Raw genomic sequence first — 19,398 nt, forward strand, 5'->3', positions numbered from 1 at the left:
CCAGATTTGGCGGCCGGAGCAAAAACTGCGTGGCGGTTTCCGTCGCTATCGGCGACGCGCCTTGCCGGCGCCGGCCCTGGGGTCATAGCCCTGGGCGAAGCGTTCCATGCACATCGCCGCGGTGAGACGGTAATGACTGAGAAGCGCCTCGACCGCGCCGTCGGCGTCGCCATCCAGCGTGCGCTCGGCAATCATGCGATGCTCGCCGAGATCGTCGCGTCCCATTCCCGGCGCGTTTTGCGAGATCAGGCGGTAGCGCGAGGCCTGATCGGAAAGCTGATCGCAAAAGCCGATCAGCCAGTGCGACCGGCATGCCGCGATCAGCGCGCGATGGAAGGCACGGTGCAGCTTCTCCCACTCCGGATTGTTGGTTGCCGGATCCTCCGGCAGGCGGCGCTCGGCGCGCGCGAGACGGTGCAGGGCCAGCACCAGCTGCTCTTCCCATTCGGCGGTGCGGTGCGCAATGGATTCGCGCAGCGCCCGCTCTTCCAGCCAGCAGCATGTGCGCGTCAATTCCTCCAGTTCCGCGCCGCTGACGGGCATCAGGAAGAAGCCGCGCTGGTCGTGACGGCCGAGCAGGCCCTCGGCGGCCAGACGGTTGAGCGCCTCGCGCACGGGCGAGGCGCCGGCGCCATAGCGGGAAACAACCCATTCGACACGCAGTTTCGTCTCGGACTCCAGGGCGCCGCGCAGCAGGTCGTCACGGAGCTGCTGGTAGACCGAACTGGCAAGCGTGCTTTTGCCGCCCTTGCTTTCGCCCGGCTCGGTGTTTCCGTTTGTCAATCGAACTCCTGTTGCTTTGCCCCTGGTTTGCCAGGGCCCCTTGGCGAAGCAATTCCCGTACATGTATCATACAGCCGGGCAACGGCGCCTCAAGCGGAAGATGACGATATTCGACTTTAAGACAAGGTGAACCGTCTATTTATCGAACAAAGTAGAATCTAGGGAAAAGCCGATATTCCCGCGCTGCTTCATATATTGAACAGCCGTTCAATTGTCGCCGCGATTGTGCAACTCTTGCGAGAGACGAGGCAGGTATACGTTTAATTGGCGACCCTGTCGGCAGCGGTGCGAATTGCTTCGATATTTGCCCTATAGGCTTCGACGCTGCCGCCCTTGAAGACGGCGGCGCCCGCCACCAGCACATTGGCGCCGGCCGTGGTCACCAGCGGCGCCGTTTCGGCCGAAACGCCGCCATCGATCGCGATGTGGATCGGCCGGCTGCCGATCAGCGCCTTGACCCGCTTCACCTTGTCGACGATCGCCGGGATGAAGGCCTGGCCGCCGAAGCCCGGATTGACGGTCATGATCAGGATGAGGTCCAGCCGGTCGAGCACATATTCGATCGCCGTTTCCGGCGTCGCCGGATTAAGCGAGACGCCGGCCTTCTTGCCGAGGCTCTTGATGGTCTGCAGCGAGCGGTCGAGATGCGGGCCGGCCTCGGCGTGCACCGTCATGCCGTCGCAGCCGGCCTCGGCGAAGGCCTCCAGGTAAGGATCGGCCGGCGCAATCATCAGATGGCAGTCGAAGAAGGCCTTGGTGCGGTTGCGGATCGCCCTGATCACCGGCGGCCCGAAGGTGATGTTGGGCACGAAATGGCCGTCCATCACGTCGAGATGGATCCAGTCGGCGCCAGCGGCCGCGACAGCCTCGACCTCATCGCCTAGCTTCGAAAAATCCGACGCCAGCACCGATGGCGCGATCAGGGTTTTTTTGGTCATGGGTCGGCTGGCCTTATCTCAGACGCGAATGTCAGGACTGCCTAGAGCATTTTGCAGCCAAGCGGACAAGAAAAACCCGCCGGATCGCTCCGGCGGGTCGTCGTCTTTATCCGTATAACATTACGGCTTGTAGTTCTGGATGTTGGCGCCTGCCGGATCCTGCAGCACGCGCCGCGGCTGGCGCTGCGGCACCAGTTGCTGCAGCACGTTCGGGTTGAGCAGCATGCCCGGGTTGATCTCGACCCCCGGCCGCCTGCGGATCGGCGTGCAGTCCGGGAACCGTCCGGTCGTGCCGACAGGGCAGCGCCGTTTGGTCAGTATCGGCTGGCACTGGCCCTCGATGAAGCGCGAGCCCGGCGCGCATTCTTGCTGCGGCTTGCGGCAGGCGCCGTCGCGGATTTCGGTCCCGCGCGGGCAGACGCAGTCACCCAGCTTGGTGCGGACCTGACCGCGGATGGTGCACTGCTTCTGCGCAGGCTTCGGCCGCTGGCAGGCCTTGCCCCGCACTTCCAAGCCGTCCGGGCAGGCGCAGTTGCCGCTGGTGTCGCGCACCTGACCGCGGATCGGGCATTGCCTCGACACGATCGGCCGGCAGGCGCCGTCGCGCACTTCCGTCCGGCTCGGGCAGACGCAATCGCCGTCGCCATTGCGGGACTGGCCCCGTATCCGGCACTGAGCGGGCGGCTGCTTGTCCGGCACGCAGGCTTTGACCACGCGGTCCAGATGCGTACCGTCCGGGCAAGCGCAGCCATTGCCGTCCGAAGTCGGCACCGCGCCACGGATCGTGCATTTCGGCCCGATGACCTGGCAGACGCCGTTCACCAGCTCGCCGCGGCGGCACACGCAGTTGCCGTCCTGGTCGCGATACTGGCCCGGACGCAGCGTGCATTGCGGCTCCTGCGGCTCTTCGCCCCGCACGCATTTGCCGTTGTCCAGCTCCGTGCCGCGCGGACAGACGCAGCGTCCGTCCGCCGTCCGGATCTGGCCCTGCAGCAAAACGCAGCGCGGCGGCACCGGCAGCGGTACAAGCTTGGTGCCGCCACCAGTGCACTGGCCGTTGCGGAAGGTGGTGCCCTCCGGGCAGACGCAGCGGCCGGCCGAGTTCAGCACCAGTCCAAACGAGCACTGGTTCTTCACCTCATGCCTGATGCTGAAGGGGTGGCACGCATAGGCCCTGCCGCGATCGCCCTGGACATTGGTCAGGTCGCGGTTGAGAACCTCGCCGCCGCCCTGCACCGGCGTGTCCGGGGGCAGCACGCCGACGCAGTTCTGCCCGTTGACCGTTCCCTGCAGATCGGCAAGACGCCCTTCCTCGGGAAGGATCACGGTGACGTGGTGGGTGTGGCTTTCGCCCGCGCCCAGCGTCAGGTTGGCGACGCAGGATAGAGGCAGCGTCGTTGGTTCCGGCGAGCAGCCGAAAGGCGGATCGATCGAGGTGATCTCGACGCCTTCCAGCCGGCCGAGACCTTCCACGCCGATCGCATCGCCGATGCGGACCGGACCGGAGAAGGGGCTCTGGCCATCGTTCGTGATGGTGATCTCGAACGAGCAGGGCTGGCCGGGCTGGCACTCGGCGTCGCCGGTCTTCTCGACACGGATGGTGGAAGTGCCGCCGCCTTTCGCGCAGGCCTGGTTGATCGGATAGACGATGTCGTCGCCCGGCGCCGGCCCGTAGGAGCCGCGCGCGCAGTTCTCGAACGCGCCATTGCCGCTCACCGTCACGTCGAAGTGCCTGGAGGTTCCGGGCGTCATCACGGCGCCGGGAATCTGGCACGACAGCGCGTTGGCAGGCACCGGCCCGCAGCTCCACTCCGCGCCGTCGGGGGCCACGGTCTGGACCTGCACCGGCGCGCCCCCCGACACCAGCGTCGCGGCGTCGTTGACCCGCACCGGTCCCGTGGGGGCGGCGGTGCCGGCATTGGTGACGGTGATGCGGCAAGCGACACGTCCGGCGGCAACGAGTTGATCGCCGCCGCAGGTCTTGGTGATGCGCAGGCTGGGCTGGCCGCCATTCGGATGGCGGATGCGCTCGGTGGCGCAGGCCTTGTTGTTGGCGAGGTCGACCTCGCCGGGAATGCCTTTCACCTCGGCGCAGTTCTCGACACTATCCGGCCGGTAGTTTGCCGGCATCACCGCCTTGACGACGATCGGCGTCGAGGCGCCCGCAGGCAGCGAGATGCCGGCATTGTCGCAGCGGAACTGTCCGGGGCCGTTCGGTCCGCAGGTCCAGGGCGGGCTCGGCCCGAAGGTCGAGGAGGTCGGCGCGCCGCCGGGATAGGTGTCGGTCACCGTCAGCGGCCCGTTATAGGTGGCGGTGCCGTTGTTGATGATGTCGATCACGAAGTAGCAGACGCCGTCCGGCGTGCAGACCGGTATGCGGGCACGCTTCTTCAGGATCAGGTCGACCTTCTTCTCGACCGGCGGATTGCACTGCGGATCGCGATCGCCACGCCGGCAGATCGGGATCGAGGCGCAGCCGCGGTCGTTCTGCTGGCTGCCGAACAGCGGCTTGCCGCTGGCCTGGTAGTCATAGGCGGCGCAGTTGCGCAGCACGCTGCCCTGCCAGCCGCCCGCCGGCTTGAAGCCGAGCTTGAGGTTGACCGAAGCGCCGGGGTTGAGCGTGGTCGGCGGATAGGTGCAGGTCATCGGCGTCGTGCCGGGCGCGCAGACCCAGGGCGCATTCGGCCCTGAGGTCAGCACCGAGCCTGCCGGCAGCGTCACCTCGTCGAGCACGATCTTGCCGTTATAGGGCGCGTCGCCGACATTGGTGACGGTGATGGTGAAGTCGCAGCCGCCGGCCATCGTGCAACGCGGCACGTCGGCATGCTTCTCGACCTTGAGATCCGGCTCCTTGTCCTTCGGCGGGCATCTCAAATCACGCGGGATGACGATGTCGATCACCTGCGTGCAGCAGAGCCCCCAGCCTTCCTTCGGCCCGGCATAGGTCTCGATGCCGGTGACGATGAGGTGGATGGCCTCGCCGGGCGAAGCGCCGATGATCTTCCAGTTCAGCACGCCGCCGCCGACCGGCACCTTCTGCGCGTCGGGAACGATGGTGACACCGGGCGTCGTCGTCGACACCTGCACCCATTTGCCGCCCATCTCCGGGCCGACCGGCATGTGGTAGATGAAGGCGCCGCCGCCGGGCACGCAGTCGACCGTGCCGCGCTCGACCTTGAAGCATTCCTTGCCGGGAGGCGGAGGCGGCGGGTTGCATTTGGTGACGTCGATGCGCACCGTCGTCTTTTCGCCGGTGAGGATGTTGCCGTCATCCGGCTTGCTCGGATCCTGCGACGAGATGATCGTCCCGGTGCCGGTTCCGGCCGTCACCTTGATCAGGCCCTGGTTGTCGACATTGGCCGGCGCGGGAAACGCCGCCTGGTCGATCTTGCCCAGAATCCGGAAGGTGATGACGCGTTCGTTCGGCGCGCCCGAACCGTCGAGATCGGAAGCCGAGATCCGGAAGTCGGAAACCGTCGCCGTATCGTCGGGATTGGCCGAGCTGCTGATCGTGGCCGCCGGCAGCGGGCCGCCGCCGGCGTCCGTGCCGTCGCCGGTCACATTCACGCTGACGATCTTCAGGCCATGCGGAAGCTGGTCCTTGAACTCGATCTTGGCGTTCTTGAGTGCGTTGGCCAAAGCCGGATTGCCGAAGGCTTGTTCGTTGCCGCGCAGGCCGAAGGTCAGCGTGTAATAGACATAGTCGCAGCCGCGCTGGCCGCCCGTCTTGGTGAAGAAGGGCACGATGCGGCCGGGTTCGGGGTTGACGACGCGCGGGTTGTCCAGGTCGAGCCTGGGTTCCGGTCCGGCGACTTCGGTGAGCTTCGCCGGGGCGGTGTCTTCGGCGAGCGCCGGCAGGGCCGGCAGCATGGCGACCGCGATACCGGCCGCCATCAGCCAGCGCGCGCCGCGCCTGGCGTATGACAGGGGTTTCATGATCGTCTCCATGACGGTTTTCGTTTCGCGCGAAGCGAGGCGGGAAAGGCCGAGATTTGTCATCTGTCCCTCCCTCAACGTTCGCAGCTGACGGCTGGCGTTCTGAGCGGCAGCGTCATCTTGCAGCAAGGGTAGTAGCCACCCTTGTCCTGGTCGGACTTGCGGAAGAAGCAGAGCCCGACATTGACGGTGTCGCCAGGATTGTGGCCAGTGATGTCGACCGTGTAGGGCTTGCCCGGGACATGCGACATGGGAGTGTTCACCCCGACGCCGGGCGTCCTGGACTGCGCCTTGATCGAATCGCCGCCGAAGCCGGCATGGTCATGGAGAGTGAGTTCGGCCCGAAGCCCGCGCGGCGTGCAGTAATAGTGCACGTCCTCGACGTCGACGCAGGGCGGCAGATTGCCGGGCGGCGGGAAGTCGGGCGGATAGAACGGAGGCAGATGGCCGCCGCCGGGGATTTCCTCATAGTAGCCGGCGCGGCCCTCGCAGGGGCGCCAGACCCTGACGTCGCCGACATGGCCTTCGACCTCGGGGTCTTCGAAATAGCCGTCGAAATCGACGAACCAGGAGCCGAAAGGCGGCACGTTGGCCGGCTTGACCAACGCGCTCGGCGTCAGCTGCACGCCATGCACGGCAAACGGTCCACCGGCGGCGAGCCGCTCGGCAAGCTCGGGGTTGTCGCGCAACTTGTCGCCGGTGTTGACGACGGTGTCGGTGCAGACGGAAGTGTCGAGATTGCCATCGGCGTCATAGCCATATTGCAGATCGACGCCGCCGGCCGACTGGCGGTTTCCTTGCGGGAAGCCGACTGCGTATTCCTGCGGCACCTCGACCCAAACGGATTCGGTAGACGGATCATCCGGGTCCTCGCGCCAATAACGGATCAGCTCGCCCTTGCCGGAATCGGCGAAGCGGCTGTAATCGTAGCGGTTTTCGACCGGGCCGCGCTGGGCGAGATACATGAAGCCCTTGTTGTCGAAGGCGATGTCGGTGACCGCATAGTCCTTGTCCGCCTTGACCGTCAGCTCCCAGCGCGGATCGCCGGCGAATGTGCCGTCGCGCGCAATGCCGACCGACCAGATCTCGGATTTTTCGCCGACCGAATAATAGAGCCGGCCGCCATGATAGGAAACCGCCCAGACCCGGCGCTCGTCCTGCGTATAGCCCCAGGTCTCGGGGTCTTCCGTATCGAAGGCCGCACCCTGGATGTCCATGATTGCGCCGTCGTCGGCGACGGGGCTAAGCCCATGTGCCGGCCGCCCGGCGACACCATGGTCGAACGTGTCGATCAGATGGCCGTTGGCGTCGATCCGGTGGATCAGCCCGGTGTCGAGGTCGGACGCGAAGAACTCGCGATGGATCGGGTCGAAGGCAAGATTGCCGATGCCGGGTCCGCTGTTGGTGTCGATGTCGGCGAATTTCGAGACGGCGCCCGTGATGCCATCGATCTTCCAGATCGTGCCCGGACCGCCGCCATTCTCGGTGCCGAACTGGCCGTCCATGAAAATGGCACCCGCGGCGCCGCGGCGCTGCCGCTCCGGACGCCCATCGCTGTCGGCGTCCGGCGTGACGATCTCGACGCCATGCAGCGAGGTCGCGGCCGCGTAGAGGTTGGGAATGCCCGACGGCACGCCATCGCGCACGCCGTCGTCATAGGTGAGGCCGAACACCTCGCCGATCTGACCGGCCGTCACCTCGAAGGGTGGCGGCGTGAAGACGAGCTGGCCCGAGGCCGGGCCGCCGAGATGCGAGACGTCGAAAACGCGCAAGGATGCGCGGGACGTGTCGATGAACGTCTCGTCGACCGGATCGACGCCGGGCGGCAAGCCCTGATCGAAATTAGGGATCACGGTGCCCGGAAAGCCGGTGACCGCCATCGATCCGGGATAGATGATCTGGGTTTCCTGCGCTTGCGCCGCACCGCCAAACCAGAGGCCGGCGGACAGCGCCAGGGCGAGAATTCCGCTATTTGTCGCGATTGCGCGGCGCAAACGGCCGCCACGGGAACGCAGGAACGAGCCGCGAACGCCAGACATTGAACTCCCCCCGAAGCCGCTGGAAGGAACGTCCGGTTCTATCGCGCCAACCAGGGCAAGGCGCGGCGTTGCGGCACGTTCTTCCCCGATCGAATTGTCTGCTTTCCTCTTTTTGACGATACGCCTGCTCCTGGGCAGGGTCAACGGAACGAGCCGAAAGCCCAGCGCGTCCACCCCTTCCCGAAGGCGGCGATCGCGCTGGACTCCCGTTGTTCCCGGAGACCGCGGAGTCTCTGGGTTTCTGGTCATGGGGCTTTCCCTTTCCGGGCCGCACCATTGCGGCGCCTGGCCATCAGTCGCTGTCAGGCAGGGAAAGGTTCATGTCAGGATCGCGGAGCGGAAAACGGTTTCGGCTGCCAGGGGCGTTACCAGTCGCCGCGGCCCAGCACCGAAACTGCCTCGACGATGCGGGTGAAGCTGATCCGTGCCCGCCCGACCATGTGCCGGGCTCTGAGATAACCATGCACCAGCCCCGGCTCCTCGAACCAGGTGGCGTGTCCGCCGGCCGCGACGATACGGTCGCGATAGGCTTCGCCGTCGGACGACAGCGGGTCGCATTGCGCGGTGAGCAGCACCGTCGGCGGCAAATTGGCGAAATCGGCGTCGGCGAGCGGAAAGAGCGTGATGTCGCCGGTCCGGTCCACGCCGCCGGTGCGGATATGCTTGTAGAAGTCGAGGTCGCGCACCGTCAGCATCGGTGCCTCGGCATGCGTAACGTAGGAGCCCTTGGAGTGGTCGCCGCCGAGGCCGGGATAGATCAGCATCTGGCCGGCCGGCTTCTTGGCATGGCCGCGCGTCGCATGCGCTGTCGCCGCGCAAAGGTTGCCGCCGGCGCTGTCGCCGCACAGAACGACTGGGCAGTCGTAGGTCCTGGCGGCCCACTCGAAGGCGCCCATGGCGTCGTCGAAGGCGGCCGGATGCAGATGCTCCGGCGCCAGCCGGTAGTTGACCGAGACCACCTCGAAGCCGGTACGGGCGCAGAGCTCGGCGCAGACATCGTCATGACTGTCCAACCCGCCCAGGATGAAGCCGCCGCCATGGATGTAGAGCACCATCGCTGCCTTGTTCGGGACGGTGTTGCGATAGATGCGGATCGGGATGCTGTTGGTTGGCGTGGCTATGGCGGTCGTCTCTGCCGTCACGCCATCCGGATAGCCGGCAAAGAACTCGCGGCACATCCGGTCGTAGATCGCGCGCTGCTGTTCGATCGTATAGTCGATCGTATCGGGCGGATAATAGGAGTTGGTCTTCTCGATGAAGGCCCAGGTTTCGGCGTCGATGAGGGTTTTGTAGTCGGTCATGATGGGTGGCCATCATCTCAGCAGAGTCACTTGCCCTTCCACACCGGATCGCGCTTTTCGGCAAACGCCCGGAACCCTTCCATATTGTCCTCCGACCCGTAGAGAACATCCACTGTCGGCAGCTGCCGACGCGTCACCTTGTTCATGGCCTCCTGGAAGGTCAGCGCCTCGGCAACCCGCGCCGTTTCCTTGATCGAGGCAAACACCAGCGGCGGGCCGCTGGCGAGCAATCTTGCGATCTCCCAGACGCGCTCCTCGAGCTTGTCCTTGGGCAGCACTTCGTTGACCAGGCCCCAGCGATGTGCCTCGGCGACGTCCATCCAGCGGCCGGTGAACAGGAGGTCCATGGCGATGTGGTAAGGGATGCGCTTCGGCAGCTTGATCGTCGCGGCGTCGGCCAGCGTGCCGGCGCGGATCTCGGGCAGCGCGAAGGAGGAATGGTCCGACGCGTAGATGAGGTCGCAGGACAGCGCCAGCTCGAAGCCGCCGCCCACCGCCATGCCGTTGACGCAGGCGATCACCGGCTTGTTGAGGTCGCGCAGCTCCTGCAGCCCGGCAAAACCGCCGACGCCATAGTCACCGTCGACCGCGTCGCCGGCCGCCGCCGCCTTCAGGTCCCAGCCGGCGGAAAAGAACTTGTCGCCGGCCGTCTTGACGATGGCGACGCGCAACTCGGGATCGTCGCGGAACGCCTTGAAGGTCTCGCCCATCAGCCGCGATGTCTTGAGGTCGATGGCATTGGCCTTCGGCCGGTCGAGCGTGACTTCGAGGACAGCGCCTTCGCGGCGGGTGGTGATGACGTCAGCCATTCTTCTTTTCTCCAAGCACGAGCAGGGCGTCCGCGATCCAGGCGCCCTTGCCTTTGGCGCAGACGATCAGCGGGTTGATGTCGAGCTCCTCGATCTCGCCTTCGTTCTTCTGCACGAAGCCGGCAATGCCGGCGATGGCGTCGATGGCGGCGTCGACGTCGGCCCTGGGCCGGCCGCGATAGCCTTCGAGCAGCGGATAGAGCTTCAATCCACGCAGCGCCGCCTCGATGTCGTCGCGCGTCGCCGGCAGCATCAGGGTGACGCTGTCGCGCAACAGCTCGACCAGCACGCCGCCGGTGCCGAGCGTCATCACCACGCCGAACATCGGGTCGCGGGTGAAGCCGACGATCAGCTCGGCGACGCCGTCGCGGACCATGCGCTCGGCATAGAGCCCGGTGCCGAGCGGCAGAAGATCATGCGCGGCGGCGCTGACGGATTCGGCGTCCTTGAGGTTCAGCCTGACCGCGCCGACTTCCGACTTGTGCGTCACGCCGAGCGCCTTCAGCGCCACCGGGAAGCCCAGCGTCATCGACGAGATCACCGCCTCGACCGCGTTGGAGGCGCGCTCGCCCTTCGGCACCGGCAGGCCGGCCTTGATCAACCTTTCCTTGGCCTCGGCTTCGTCCGGCGTCACGCGCTTGGCTTCGGACGCGCCTGCCGCAGTGGTGTCGACCGGCTGTGCCTGCGGCTCGCGCCAAGCCCAGCCGATGAAGGCGGCGGCCTGGGCGGCGTCCATGGCCTCCGAGATGCCGAACAACGGCACCATGCCGCGCGCCATCAGGCCGGCGGTGTATTCCTCCGGCAGGTTCTCCGGCAGCGAGGAGACGATCGCGCCTTGCGCCTTGTTGGTCTTCAGCGCCGCCTCGAAGGCGCGCAGCGTCGCCCACCAGTCGACGTCGGAGCAACGATCGGGACGCGGGAAGTCGAGCACCAGCATGTTGAGGTCGAAGCCGCCCGACACCATGGCGGTGAAGGTGGCGGTCATCGCCGGCTCGTTGTTCCAGATGAAGGTGTGGTAGTCGAGCGGGTTGGCGACCGCGACCAGCGGTCCGAGCGTCGATTTGACATGCGCGCGATGCTGATCGGTAAGCGACGGGAAATGCACCCAGCGCCCTTCGGCGCTGTCGGCCATCACGGAAGCCTCGCCACCCGAGCAGCTCATCGACGAGAGCTTGTAGCCGGGCAAGGGTCCGGTGATGTGCAGGAGCTTCAGCGCCTCGATGAAGGCGGGAATGGAATCGACGCGCGCAATGCCGAGCCGCTTCAGGAACGCGCCGGAGGCGGCGTCGGAGCCGGCGAGCGAGGCGGTGTGCGACACGGTCGCCTGCCGCGCCTGCTCGGACCGCCCGACTTTCATGGCGATGATCGGCTTCTTCAATTCGCGCGCACGCGCGGCGAGTCGCTCGAAGCCGGCTACCGAATCGAAGGCCTCGATATGCAGGCCAAGCGAGGTGACGCGCTCGTCCTCGATCAGGCCGAGCGCCATTTCCGAAAGGCCGGTCTGCGCCTGGTTGCCCGCCGTCATCAGGAAGGCGATCGGCAGGCCGCGCTTCTGCATCGTCATGTTGATGGCGATGTTGGACGACTGGGTGATGATGGCGACGCCCCTGCCGCCCTCGGCCAGCCGGATGCCGCCATGCTGGTCGGGCCACAAAAGAGCGCCGTCGGCATAGTTGATCAGGCCGTAGCAGTTCGGCCCGATGATCGGCATCTGGCCGGCAGCAGTGACGAGCTCCGCCTGCAGCCGCTCGCCGTCCTCGTCATAGGCCTCGGTTTCCAGGAAGCCCGCGGCAAAGCAGACGGCGCCGCCAGCGCCGCGCTCGGCCAGCGCCTTGATCACCTCGATGGTGAGATGCCGGTTGACGCCGACAAAGGCCGCGTCCGGCGCGCCAGGCAGGTCGGCGACGGAGCGGTAGGCCTTGCGGCCGGCGACCTCGTCCTTGGTCGGATGCACCGGCCAGATTTCGCCGGCAAAGCCCATCTTGATCGATTGCGCGACGACGGCGGCGGCCTGCGCCCCGCCGAACACGGCGATCGATTTCGGGCGCAGGAGACGTTCGAGTTTATGCATGGCCATCTTTTCGTTTGAGCACGATCCTGTCCAAAGCCGGATCCTGGCTTTGGCGCATCATGCTCTAAGCTCCGAACGGACGCAGCAGCGCCCGCGAAATAATATGTCGCTGAATCTCCGACGTGCCTTCCCAGATGCGCTCGACGCGGGCATCGCGCCAGATGCGCTCCAGCGGCAGGTCGTCCATCAGCCCCATGCCGCCATGGATCTGGATGGCTTCGTCGGCGACGAAGGCCAGCATCTCGGTGGCCTTCAGCTTGGCCATCGCCATGTCCTGGTCGGTGACGGTGCCCTGATCGTACTTCCAGCCGGCTTCGAACACCATCAGGTCGGCGGCCTTCAGCTCCGTCGCCATGTCGGCGAGCTTGAAGGAGACGCCCTGGAACTTGCCGATCTGCTGGCCGAACTGCTGGCGCTGCGCGGCATATTCGATGGCGTGCGACAACGCGCGCTCGGCACGGCCGAGGCAGGTTGCGCCGACCTGCAGCCGCGTGGCGCCGAGCCAGGAATTGGCGACATCAAAACCCTTGTGCACTTCGCCGAGCACCTGGGAGGCCGGCAGCCGGCAGTCGTCGAATTCCAGGATCGAATTGGTGTAGCCGCGATGCGAGACGTTGCGGTAGCCATCGCGCACCGAAAAACCCTTGGTGCCCTTGTCGACGAAGAAGGCGGTGATCTTCTTGCGCTTGCCGCGCGGCGAATCCTCTTCGCCCGAGGCCATGAAGACGATGGCGAAGTCGGCGATGTCGGCATGGGAGATGAAATGCTTGGTGCCGTTGAGCACCCAGTTCGAGCCGTCCTGCACGGCGGTCGCCTTCATGCCGCGCAGGTCGGAACCGGCGCCCGGCTCGGTCATCGCCAGGCAGTCCCACTTCTCGCCGCGGATGCAGGGGAACAGGTATTTCTCGCGCTGCTCCGGCGTGCCGGCGAGCAGGATGTTGGACGGGCGCGCCACGCAGGTCCAGTGCAGCGCGTAATTGGCGCGGCCAAGCTCCTTCTCGTAGAGCAGCCAGCTCACCGTATCGAGACCCGCGCCGCCGACATCGGCCGGCATGTTGGCCGCGTAGAGGCCTGCCCCGATCGCCTTGGCCTTCAATTCGTCGATCAGTTCGCGGCGCAGCTCGCCGGTGCGCTCCACCTCGCGCTCATGCGGATAAAGCTCGTTCTCGACGAAGGCGCGCGTCGTCTCGACGATCAGCTTCTGCTCTTCCGAAAGCCCGAAATCCATCGCCTCAGCCCTTCTTCTTGCTCTTTTTCGCCTTGTCGGCCTTGCCAGCTTTTACTGGCTTTTCAACCTTTGCCGGCGTTGCGGCCTTCTTCGCCGGCTTGGCGGCCTTGGCCTTGCCGTCTGCCTTGGCGGCCGGCTTCGCCGCCAGCTTGGCGAGCTGCTTGGTATAATCCTTGTGCAGCGCGCCGGCGCCCCAGCCCTTGCCCTTGTTCTGCTTCGACAGCGCTTCCATGATCGCGACCAGATTGTCGTCGCGGATCTTCTCCAGCTCGCGGATCGACAGGCCGTGCGCCTGCTCGTCCGACTGGGTGGCGATGAGATCGACCAGCTCGTCGTTGAACTCCGGCACGTCCATCAGCTTGGTCCATGGCCATTTCAGGCACGGCCCGAACTGCGCCATGAAGTGACGCATGCCGGCCTCGCCGCCAGCGACGCGGTAGACCTGGAACATGCCCATCTGCGCCCAGCGCAGGCCGAAGGAATAGCGCATGATGTCGTCGAGTTCCTCGACGGTGCAGATGCCGTCCTTGACCAGCCACAGCGCCTCGCGCCACGCGGCTTCGAGCAGGCGGTCGCCGACGAAGGCCTCGATCTCCTTGCGCACCACCACCGGCTTCATGCCGATCGAGGCGTAGAGCTCCTTGGCCACCTCGATAGCCTCGGGGAAAGTCTGCTGGCCGCCGACGATCTCGACCAGCGGCAGGAGGTAGACCGGGTTGAACGGATGGCCGACCACCAGCCGCTCCGGGTGCTTCTTCATCGCCACCTGCATGTCGGTCGGCTTGATGCCGGAGGTCGACGAGCCGACGATGGCGTTGGCCGGCGCATGCGCGTCGATCTCGGCCAGCACCTTGTGCTTGAGGTCGAGCCGCTCCGGCACGCTTTCCTGGATGAAATCGGCGTCCGCTACCGCCTCGGCGATGGTCTTGGCGAAGGTGAGCTTGCCTTCCTTGGGCAGGCCGCCGGGCAGCATCTGCTTATAGGCGCGGCGCGCGCCCTTCATCACTTCGCCGACCTTGCGGGAGGCCTCGGGATCGGGATCGAAGATCGAGACGTCGATGCCGTTGAGCAGCAGCCGCGCCACCCAGCCGGCGCCGATGACACCGCCGCCGATGGCGGCCGCCTTGTTGATGATGCTCATGCTTGTCAGGCTCCGGTTCTCGTCTTGGCTGTATCGGGGTTGGTGAGGGCCACGCGCTCGCCGGCGCGGATCACCGCCGGGTCATAGGCCTTGCGGGCGAAGACTTCGAGCACGAAGGGCCGGAAGAACTCGACCGGCCGCGTCTCGTAGTCGGGATCGAAGCTCGACTGGTCCCAGCGCTCGCAGAACTGGTCGCAATCGTCGAAATAGAGGTGGCCGGCAAAGCGCTCGCGCGCATGCCGGTTGCCACCAACGTGATGCGCGTAATAGAGGCGCTGGAAGTCGCCGTGCTTTTCCACCACCCAGGTGCATTGCTGGCGCACGAAAGGCTTCAGGATCGCAGCCGCATATTCGTCGTGATTGTAGGGCGCGTAAATGTCGCCGATGTCGTGCAGCAGGGCGCAGACGATCCAATCGGTGTCGGCACCATCGCGCCAGGCGCGCGTCGCCGCCTGCAGCGAATGGCCGAGCCGGGTGATCTTGTAGCCGGAAAGACCCTCGTCAAGCTGCACGAGCGCATCGAGCAGCCGGTCGCCGGTCTTGGCGGCATAGTCGATCTCATGGGCGGTCAGGAATTCGTAGTCTTCCCTGTCGCCGTCCTTCATCGCGGTGAACTTGACGGTATCAGCCATGACCAACGCCCGCCTTACGCCGCCGCTGCGATCGGCGCCCGCTTGGTGAGGTTGAGCTTCTTGCGCACTTCCTCCGGCCCGAGGATCCTGGCGCCGAGATTGGTGACGATGCTCGCAGCGCGTTCGACGAGCTGCGCATTGGTCGCCAGCACGCCCTTGTCGAGCCACAGATTGTCTTCCAGGCCGACGCGGACATTGCCGCCGGCAAGCACCGCCGCCGCGGCATAGGCCATCTGGTTGCGGCCGATGGCGAAGGCCGACCAGTTCCAGGTCGAGGGCACGTTGTTGACCATCGCCATGAAGGTGTTGAGGTCGTCCGGCGCGCCCCACGGCACGCCCATGCAGAGCTGCACCAGCGCGTCGGCGTTGAGCACCTTTTCCTCGACGAGTTGCTTGGCGAACCACAGATGACCGGTGTCGAAGGCTTCGATCTCGGGCTTGACGCCCAGCGCCGTCATCATGCCGCCCATGGCGCGCAGCATGCCGGGCGTGTTGGTCATCACGTAATCGGCCTCGTTGAAGTTCATCGTGCCGCAGTCCAGCGTGCATATCTCCGGCAGGCACTGGCGCACATGCTCCATGCGGTTGGTCGCGCCGCCCATGTCGGTGCCTTTTTCATTGAGCGGCAGCGGTGCCTCGGTCGAGCCGAACACCATGTCGCCGCCCATGCCGGCGGTGAGGTTGAGCACGACGTCGACGTTCGCGTCGCGGATGCGCTCGGTCACCTCGCGGTAGAGGTGCACGTCGCGTCGCGGCTTGCCGGTCTCGGGGTCGCGCACATGGCAGTGGACGATCGCCGCGCCCGCCTTGGCGGCGTCGATCGCCGAATCGGCGATCTGCTTGGGCGAGCGCGGCACATGCGGGCTGCGGTCCTGCGTGCCGCCGGAACCGGTCACGGCACAGGTAATGAAAACCTCGCGGTTCATCGCAAGCGGCATCTTGATCCTCCCAGATTCGATCAGCCACGCATGCCACCCATAAGCGGGAGCCGACAACGGCACGGCATGCACGGGGAATTCATCAAGAATGCCCGACTTGCCGGAAACTGTTTTGCGTTTTACGAAGACCTCATGATCAAAAGCGAAAAACCGACGATCTTTCGATCCGAACATGAAACACTCAAGGTGACGTTCCTGGTGTTCTCGGGCTCGTCGATCATGTGCGTCGCCTCCGCTGTCGATCCTCTGCGCGCGGCCAACCGCATTTCCGGCGAGACATCGTTCGACTTCAAGCTGGTCTCGGTCACCGGCGAGGCGCCGGTCACCACCTGCGGCTTGCCGGTGGCGGTCAGCGGCCGCTTCGATGCCGGTGAGCCGACCGACATGCTGGTCGTCGTCGCCGGCTTCGGCACGCAGAACTACGCCACGTCGGCGCTGCTTGCCGGCCTTCGCCGCGCGGCGCGTGCGGCCCGCGCCTGCGGCGGGGTCGAGGCTGGCACCTGGCTGGTGGCGCGCGCCGGCCTGCTCGAAGGCCGCAGCGCCACAACGCATTGGGAAGACATGGAGGATTTCTCGACCGCCTTTCCCGGCGTCGACGTGCGGCCGGACCGCTATGTCATCGACGGGCCGGTCTTCACCTCGGGCGGCGCCTCGCCGACCTTCGACTTGATGCTGCATCTCGTCCGCACCAGGCTCGGCATGGCGGCGGCGCTCGATGTGGCGAGCGTCTTCATCTACGACCAGGCCCGTGCGGCGACCGACGCGCAGCCGCTGGTCTCGCTCGGCCGCCTCGACGGCTACGATCCAAGGCTTGCCCAGGCGATCCGGCTGATGGAAGCGCATGTCGACCAGCCGCTCACCATCGACGCCGTGGCAAAACGCGCCGGTGTCACGGCAAGGACGCTGGAAAGCATTTTTCGCAAATCGATCGGCGAGACGCCCGGCGCCTATTATCTAAGGCTGCGCCTCAGCGCCGCCCGCCGCCTGGTGGTCGACACGCGCATCGCCATGGCGGATATTGCCGGGCGGACAGGCTTTTCGTCCGCCGCGGCATTTTCCAGGGCATTTTCAAGAGCGTTCGGCGAGGCGCCGGTCAGGCTTCGCCGGGGGTAGGGTCAGGCTGCGCTCTTGCGCTCGCCGGCGCTGCCCATCTGCGAGCGCATCTGTCTCGCCAGACGGATTTCAAAGCGGTTGCTGACGGCGCGGTCCCATTCGGTCTTCACGTCGTCGGTCGGCCGCGGCAACGCCATCAACCGGTCGATGATCGATCCGGCTTCGCCGGACGAGAGCAGGGCGTCGATTTCGCGTTCGTGCTGCATATCGGTTCGCCTCCTTCTTCTTCACCCGCCACAGGAGCCTCGTTTATACGAGTTCCGTGACGGCTGTTTGAAGGCAAGAACGAGGTCATTGAGGGGCATCGCGGGGCAAAGTTTTGTCAGCCAAGGTTGATCTGCGGCAAGCCGATTCTCGCTTGCTTCCATCATCGTCTCGGCTCACCTGCGCAACGCCGACCAGCAGAGGCGGGCCGCGGTGGCTATGCGGCCACGCGCGGCGAATGCAGGGCCGGACCCGCTCTAAACGTAGCGGTTTACGATGTTTTCCAGCAACTCCTGGCGGCCGGAACGCGGCTGCGGCTCGATCTTCTTCTTGACCACGCGCTCGGCGATCTCCTCCAGCGAGCGCTTGCCCGACAGCATCGCCTTGCCTTCGGCCGTGTTCCAGCCGGCATAGCGTTCGGCGAGCGGACCGGACAGCGCCTTGTCCTCGATCATCTTGGCCGCGGCCTTCAGGCCGCGAGCGCAGGCGTCCATGCCGCCGATATGGCCGATCAGGAGATCGTCCGGGTCGAGTGACTGGCGCCTGAGCTTGGCGTCGAAATTGGTGCCGCCGGTCTTGAAGCCACCGCCCTGCAGGACCTGGTAATAGGCCAGCGCCATTTCCGGCACGTTGTTGGGGAACTGGTCGGTGTCCCAGCCGGACTGGTAGTCGTTGCGGTTCATGTCGATCGAGCCGAAGACGCCCAGCGCGTTGGCCAGGGCCAACTCGTGCTCGAAGGAATGGCCGGCCAGGATCGCGTGGCCCTGCTCGATGTTAAGTTTTACTTCGTTCTCCAGCCCGAAGCGCTTGAGGAAGCCGTACACCGTGGCGACGTCGTAGTCGTACTGGTGCTTGGTCGGCTCCTGTGGCTTCGGCTCGATCAGGATCGTGCCCTTGAAGCCTATTCTGTGCTTGTAGTCGACGACGAGGTTGAGGAAGCGGCCGGCCTGCTCCTGCTCGCGGGCGAGGTCGGTGTTGAGCAGCGTCTCGTAGCCCTCGCGCCCGCCCCACAGCACATAATTCTCGCCCTTCAGCTTCTTGGTGACGTCGATGCACTTCTTCACTGTCGCCGCCGCATAGGCGAACACGTCCGGATCGGGGTTGGTTGCGGCGCCCGACATGAAGCGGCGGTGCGAGAACAGGTTCGCTGTTCCCCAGAGCAGCTTGACGCCGGTCTTTTTCATCTTGTCGGCGAAATAGTCAGTGATCTCGTCGAGGCGCGCGGCGCTCTCCGAGAAATCCTTGCCCTCCGGACGCACATCGGCGTCGTGGAAGCAGAAATAGGGCGCGCCGAGCAGCGAGAACATCTCGAAGGCGACGTCGGCCTTGAGCCTGGCCAGTTCCATCGTGTCGACGCCGCCCGGCTTGGCGAACCACGGCCGATCGAAGGTCTGGCCGCCGAACGGGTCGCCGCCCGGCCATGCGAAGGAATGCCAATAGGCGACGGCGAAGCGCAGATGGTCTTCCAACCGCTTGCCGGCCACGACCTCGTCGGGATTGTAGAAGCGGTAGGCCAGCGGATTGGTCGAATCCGGCCCCTCATATTTGATCGTCTTGATGTCGCCGAAAAATCCGCTGCTCATGGTTTTCTTCCTCTCCGAGTGCATTCGCCCGATTACCTCAGGCGTAATTGGTTTCGCTCTTTTGCGCGATCAAAACAGTCATGTCGAAACGATCCAACGAAGGAACATGACAATGACCGACCTCAACACCATCGCCCGCAACTACATCGCCGCCTGGAACGAGAGCGATGCGGCTCGCCGCAAGTCCCTGCTCGAAGCGGCCTTTACCAGCGACGTCAGCTATCGCGACCCGGTCATGCAGGGCGACGGCCATGCCGGCGTCGCAGCACTTATCGAAGGCGTCCAGCAGCGTTTCGCCGGCTTCCGCTTCTCGCTGAAGGGTGAGCCGGACGGCTTCGCCGACAAGATCCGTTTCTCGTGGAACCTCGGACCCGAAGGTGTCGAGTCCGTCATCGAGGGCACCGACATCGGCGTTATCGAGGATGGCCGCCTGAAGAGCGTCACGGGCTTCCTCGACAAGGTGCCGGCGCAGTGAGGGTTGCTGGGTAAGGGAGGCGCGAGGCCCCCCTCTCTGGCCTGCCGGCCATCTCCCCCTCAAGGGGGGAGATCGATCGTCACGCGGACCTTCGCCAACCACCGACGCCGAAAGAAAAGAGCCAGCGCCCCAACTGCCAATCTCCCCCCTTGAGGGGGAGATGGCCGGCAGGGCAGAGAGGGGGGCCTCGCGCCTCCCTGACCCAGC

15 protein-coding genes are annotated in these 19,398 nt (G+C 65.6%); 2 read left to right on the forward strand and 13 right to left on the reverse strand.

The window, feature by feature from the left end:
* Positions 1-45: 45 nt before the first annotated feature.
* The 11 genes from FJ471_RS16240 to FJ471_RS16290 all read right to left on the reverse strand — a co-directional run bounded on the left by FJ471_RS16240 (position 46) and on the right by FJ471_RS16290 (position 15,816).
* Positions 46-783 (reverse strand): GntR family transcriptional regulator, encoded by a 738-nt coding sequence (locus tag FJ471_RS16240; protein ID WP_224669587.1) that lies wholly within the window; start codon positions 781-783, stop codon positions 46-48.
* Between the two features lie 260 nt (positions 784-1,043).
* On the reverse strand, positions 1,044-1,721 hold the full coding sequence (rpe, locus tag FJ471_RS16245) for a ribulose-phosphate 3-epimerase (protein ID WP_140804699.1): 678 nt from the start codon (positions 1,719-1,721) through the stop codon (positions 1,044-1,046).
* A 120-nt stretch (positions 1,722-1,841) separates the two neighbouring features.
* Positions 1,842-5,720: a hypothetical protein gene (locus FJ471_RS16250; protein WP_140804701.1), complete on the reverse strand. Its 3,879-nt coding sequence runs from the start codon at positions 5,718-5,720 to the stop codon at positions 1,842-1,844.
* 11 nt (positions 5,721-5,731) lie between these two features.
* Complete coding sequence (locus FJ471_RS16255) at positions 5,732-7,696, reverse strand: hypothetical protein (RefSeq protein ID WP_140804703.1); 1,965 nt, start codon at positions 7,694-7,696, stop codon at positions 5,732-5,734.
* A gap of 365 nt (positions 7,697-8,061) precedes the next feature.
* A complete protein-coding gene (locus FJ471_RS16260) occupies positions 8,062-8,997 on the reverse strand; it encodes an alpha/beta hydrolase (protein ID WP_140804705.1) in 936 nt (311 codons plus the stop codon).
* A 26-nt stretch (positions 8,998-9,023) separates the two neighbouring features.
* The gene (locus FJ471_RS16265; RefSeq protein WP_140804707.1) at positions 9,024-9,806 is read right to left on the reverse strand and encodes a carnitinyl-CoA dehydratase; all 783 of its coding nucleotides are present in this window, start codon (positions 9,804-9,806) and stop codon (positions 9,024-9,026) included.
* Positions 9,799-11,877, reverse strand: a complete 2,079-nt coding sequence (locus FJ471_RS16270) for an acetate--CoA ligase family protein (protein WP_140804709.1) — start codon at positions 11,875-11,877, stop codon at positions 9,799-9,801. Before FJ471_RS16270 ends, FJ471_RS16265 begins: the two co-directional genes overlap by 8 nt.
* Positions 11,878-11,941: 64 nt before the next feature.
* Positions 11,942-13,105, reverse strand: coding sequence for an acyl-CoA dehydrogenase (locus tag FJ471_RS16275; RefSeq protein WP_140804711.1), 1,164 nt, complete (start codon positions 13,103-13,105; stop codon positions 11,942-11,944).
* A 4-nt stretch (positions 13,106-13,109) separates the two neighbouring features.
* Positions 13,110-14,246, reverse strand: coding sequence for a carnitine 3-dehydrogenase (locus FJ471_RS16280; protein ID WP_140804712.1), 1,137 nt, complete (start codon positions 14,244-14,246; stop codon positions 13,110-13,112).
* Positions 14,247-14,251: 5 nt separating this feature from the next.
* Positions 14,252-14,878 carry an HD domain-containing protein gene (locus FJ471_RS16285; protein ID WP_140804714.1) on the reverse strand — a complete coding sequence of 209 codons (627 nt, stop codon included), beginning with the start codon at positions 14,876-14,878 and terminating at the stop codon, positions 14,252-14,254.
* A gap of 14 nt (positions 14,879-14,892) precedes the next feature.
* Positions 14,893-15,816, reverse strand: coding sequence for a 3-keto-5-aminohexanoate cleavage protein (locus FJ471_RS16290; RefSeq protein ID WP_140804716.1), 924 nt, complete (start codon positions 15,814-15,816; stop codon positions 14,893-14,895).
* A 132-nt stretch (positions 15,817-15,948) separates the two neighbouring features.
* On the opposite strand from FJ471_RS16290, the gene FJ471_RS16295 reads away from it, so the two are divergent.
* A complete protein-coding gene (locus tag FJ471_RS16295; protein ID WP_140804718.1) occupies positions 15,949-16,929 on the forward strand; it encodes a GlxA family transcriptional regulator in 981 nt (326 codons plus the stop codon).
* Between the two features lie 2 nt (positions 16,930-16,931).
* Here the strand turns inward: FJ471_RS16295 and FJ471_RS16300 are convergent, their stop codons facing one another.
* Positions 16,932-17,135, reverse strand: a complete 204-nt coding sequence (locus FJ471_RS16300) for a hypothetical protein (RefSeq protein WP_140804720.1) — start codon at positions 17,133-17,135, stop codon at positions 16,932-16,934.
* Between the two features lie 255 nt (positions 17,136-17,390).
* Positions 17,391-18,716 (reverse strand): xylose isomerase, encoded by a 1,326-nt coding sequence (xylA, locus tag FJ471_RS16305; RefSeq protein ID WP_140804722.1) that lies wholly within the window; start codon positions 18,714-18,716, stop codon positions 17,391-17,393.
* 112 nt (positions 18,717-18,828) lie between these two features.
* Between xylA and FJ471_RS16310 the strand changes: the two genes are divergently transcribed.
* Positions 18,829-19,191 (forward strand): nuclear transport factor 2 family protein, encoded by a 363-nt coding sequence (locus FJ471_RS16310; RefSeq protein ID WP_140804724.1) that lies wholly within the window; start codon positions 18,829-18,831, stop codon positions 19,189-19,191.
* Positions 19,192-19,398 lie beyond the last annotated feature (207 nt).

The organism is Mesorhizobium sp. B2-7-1 (assembly GCF_006440735.1).
In the GTDB taxonomy this organism is placed as follows: Bacteria; Pseudomonadota; Alphaproteobacteria; order Rhizobiales; family Rhizobiaceae; genus Mesorhizobium.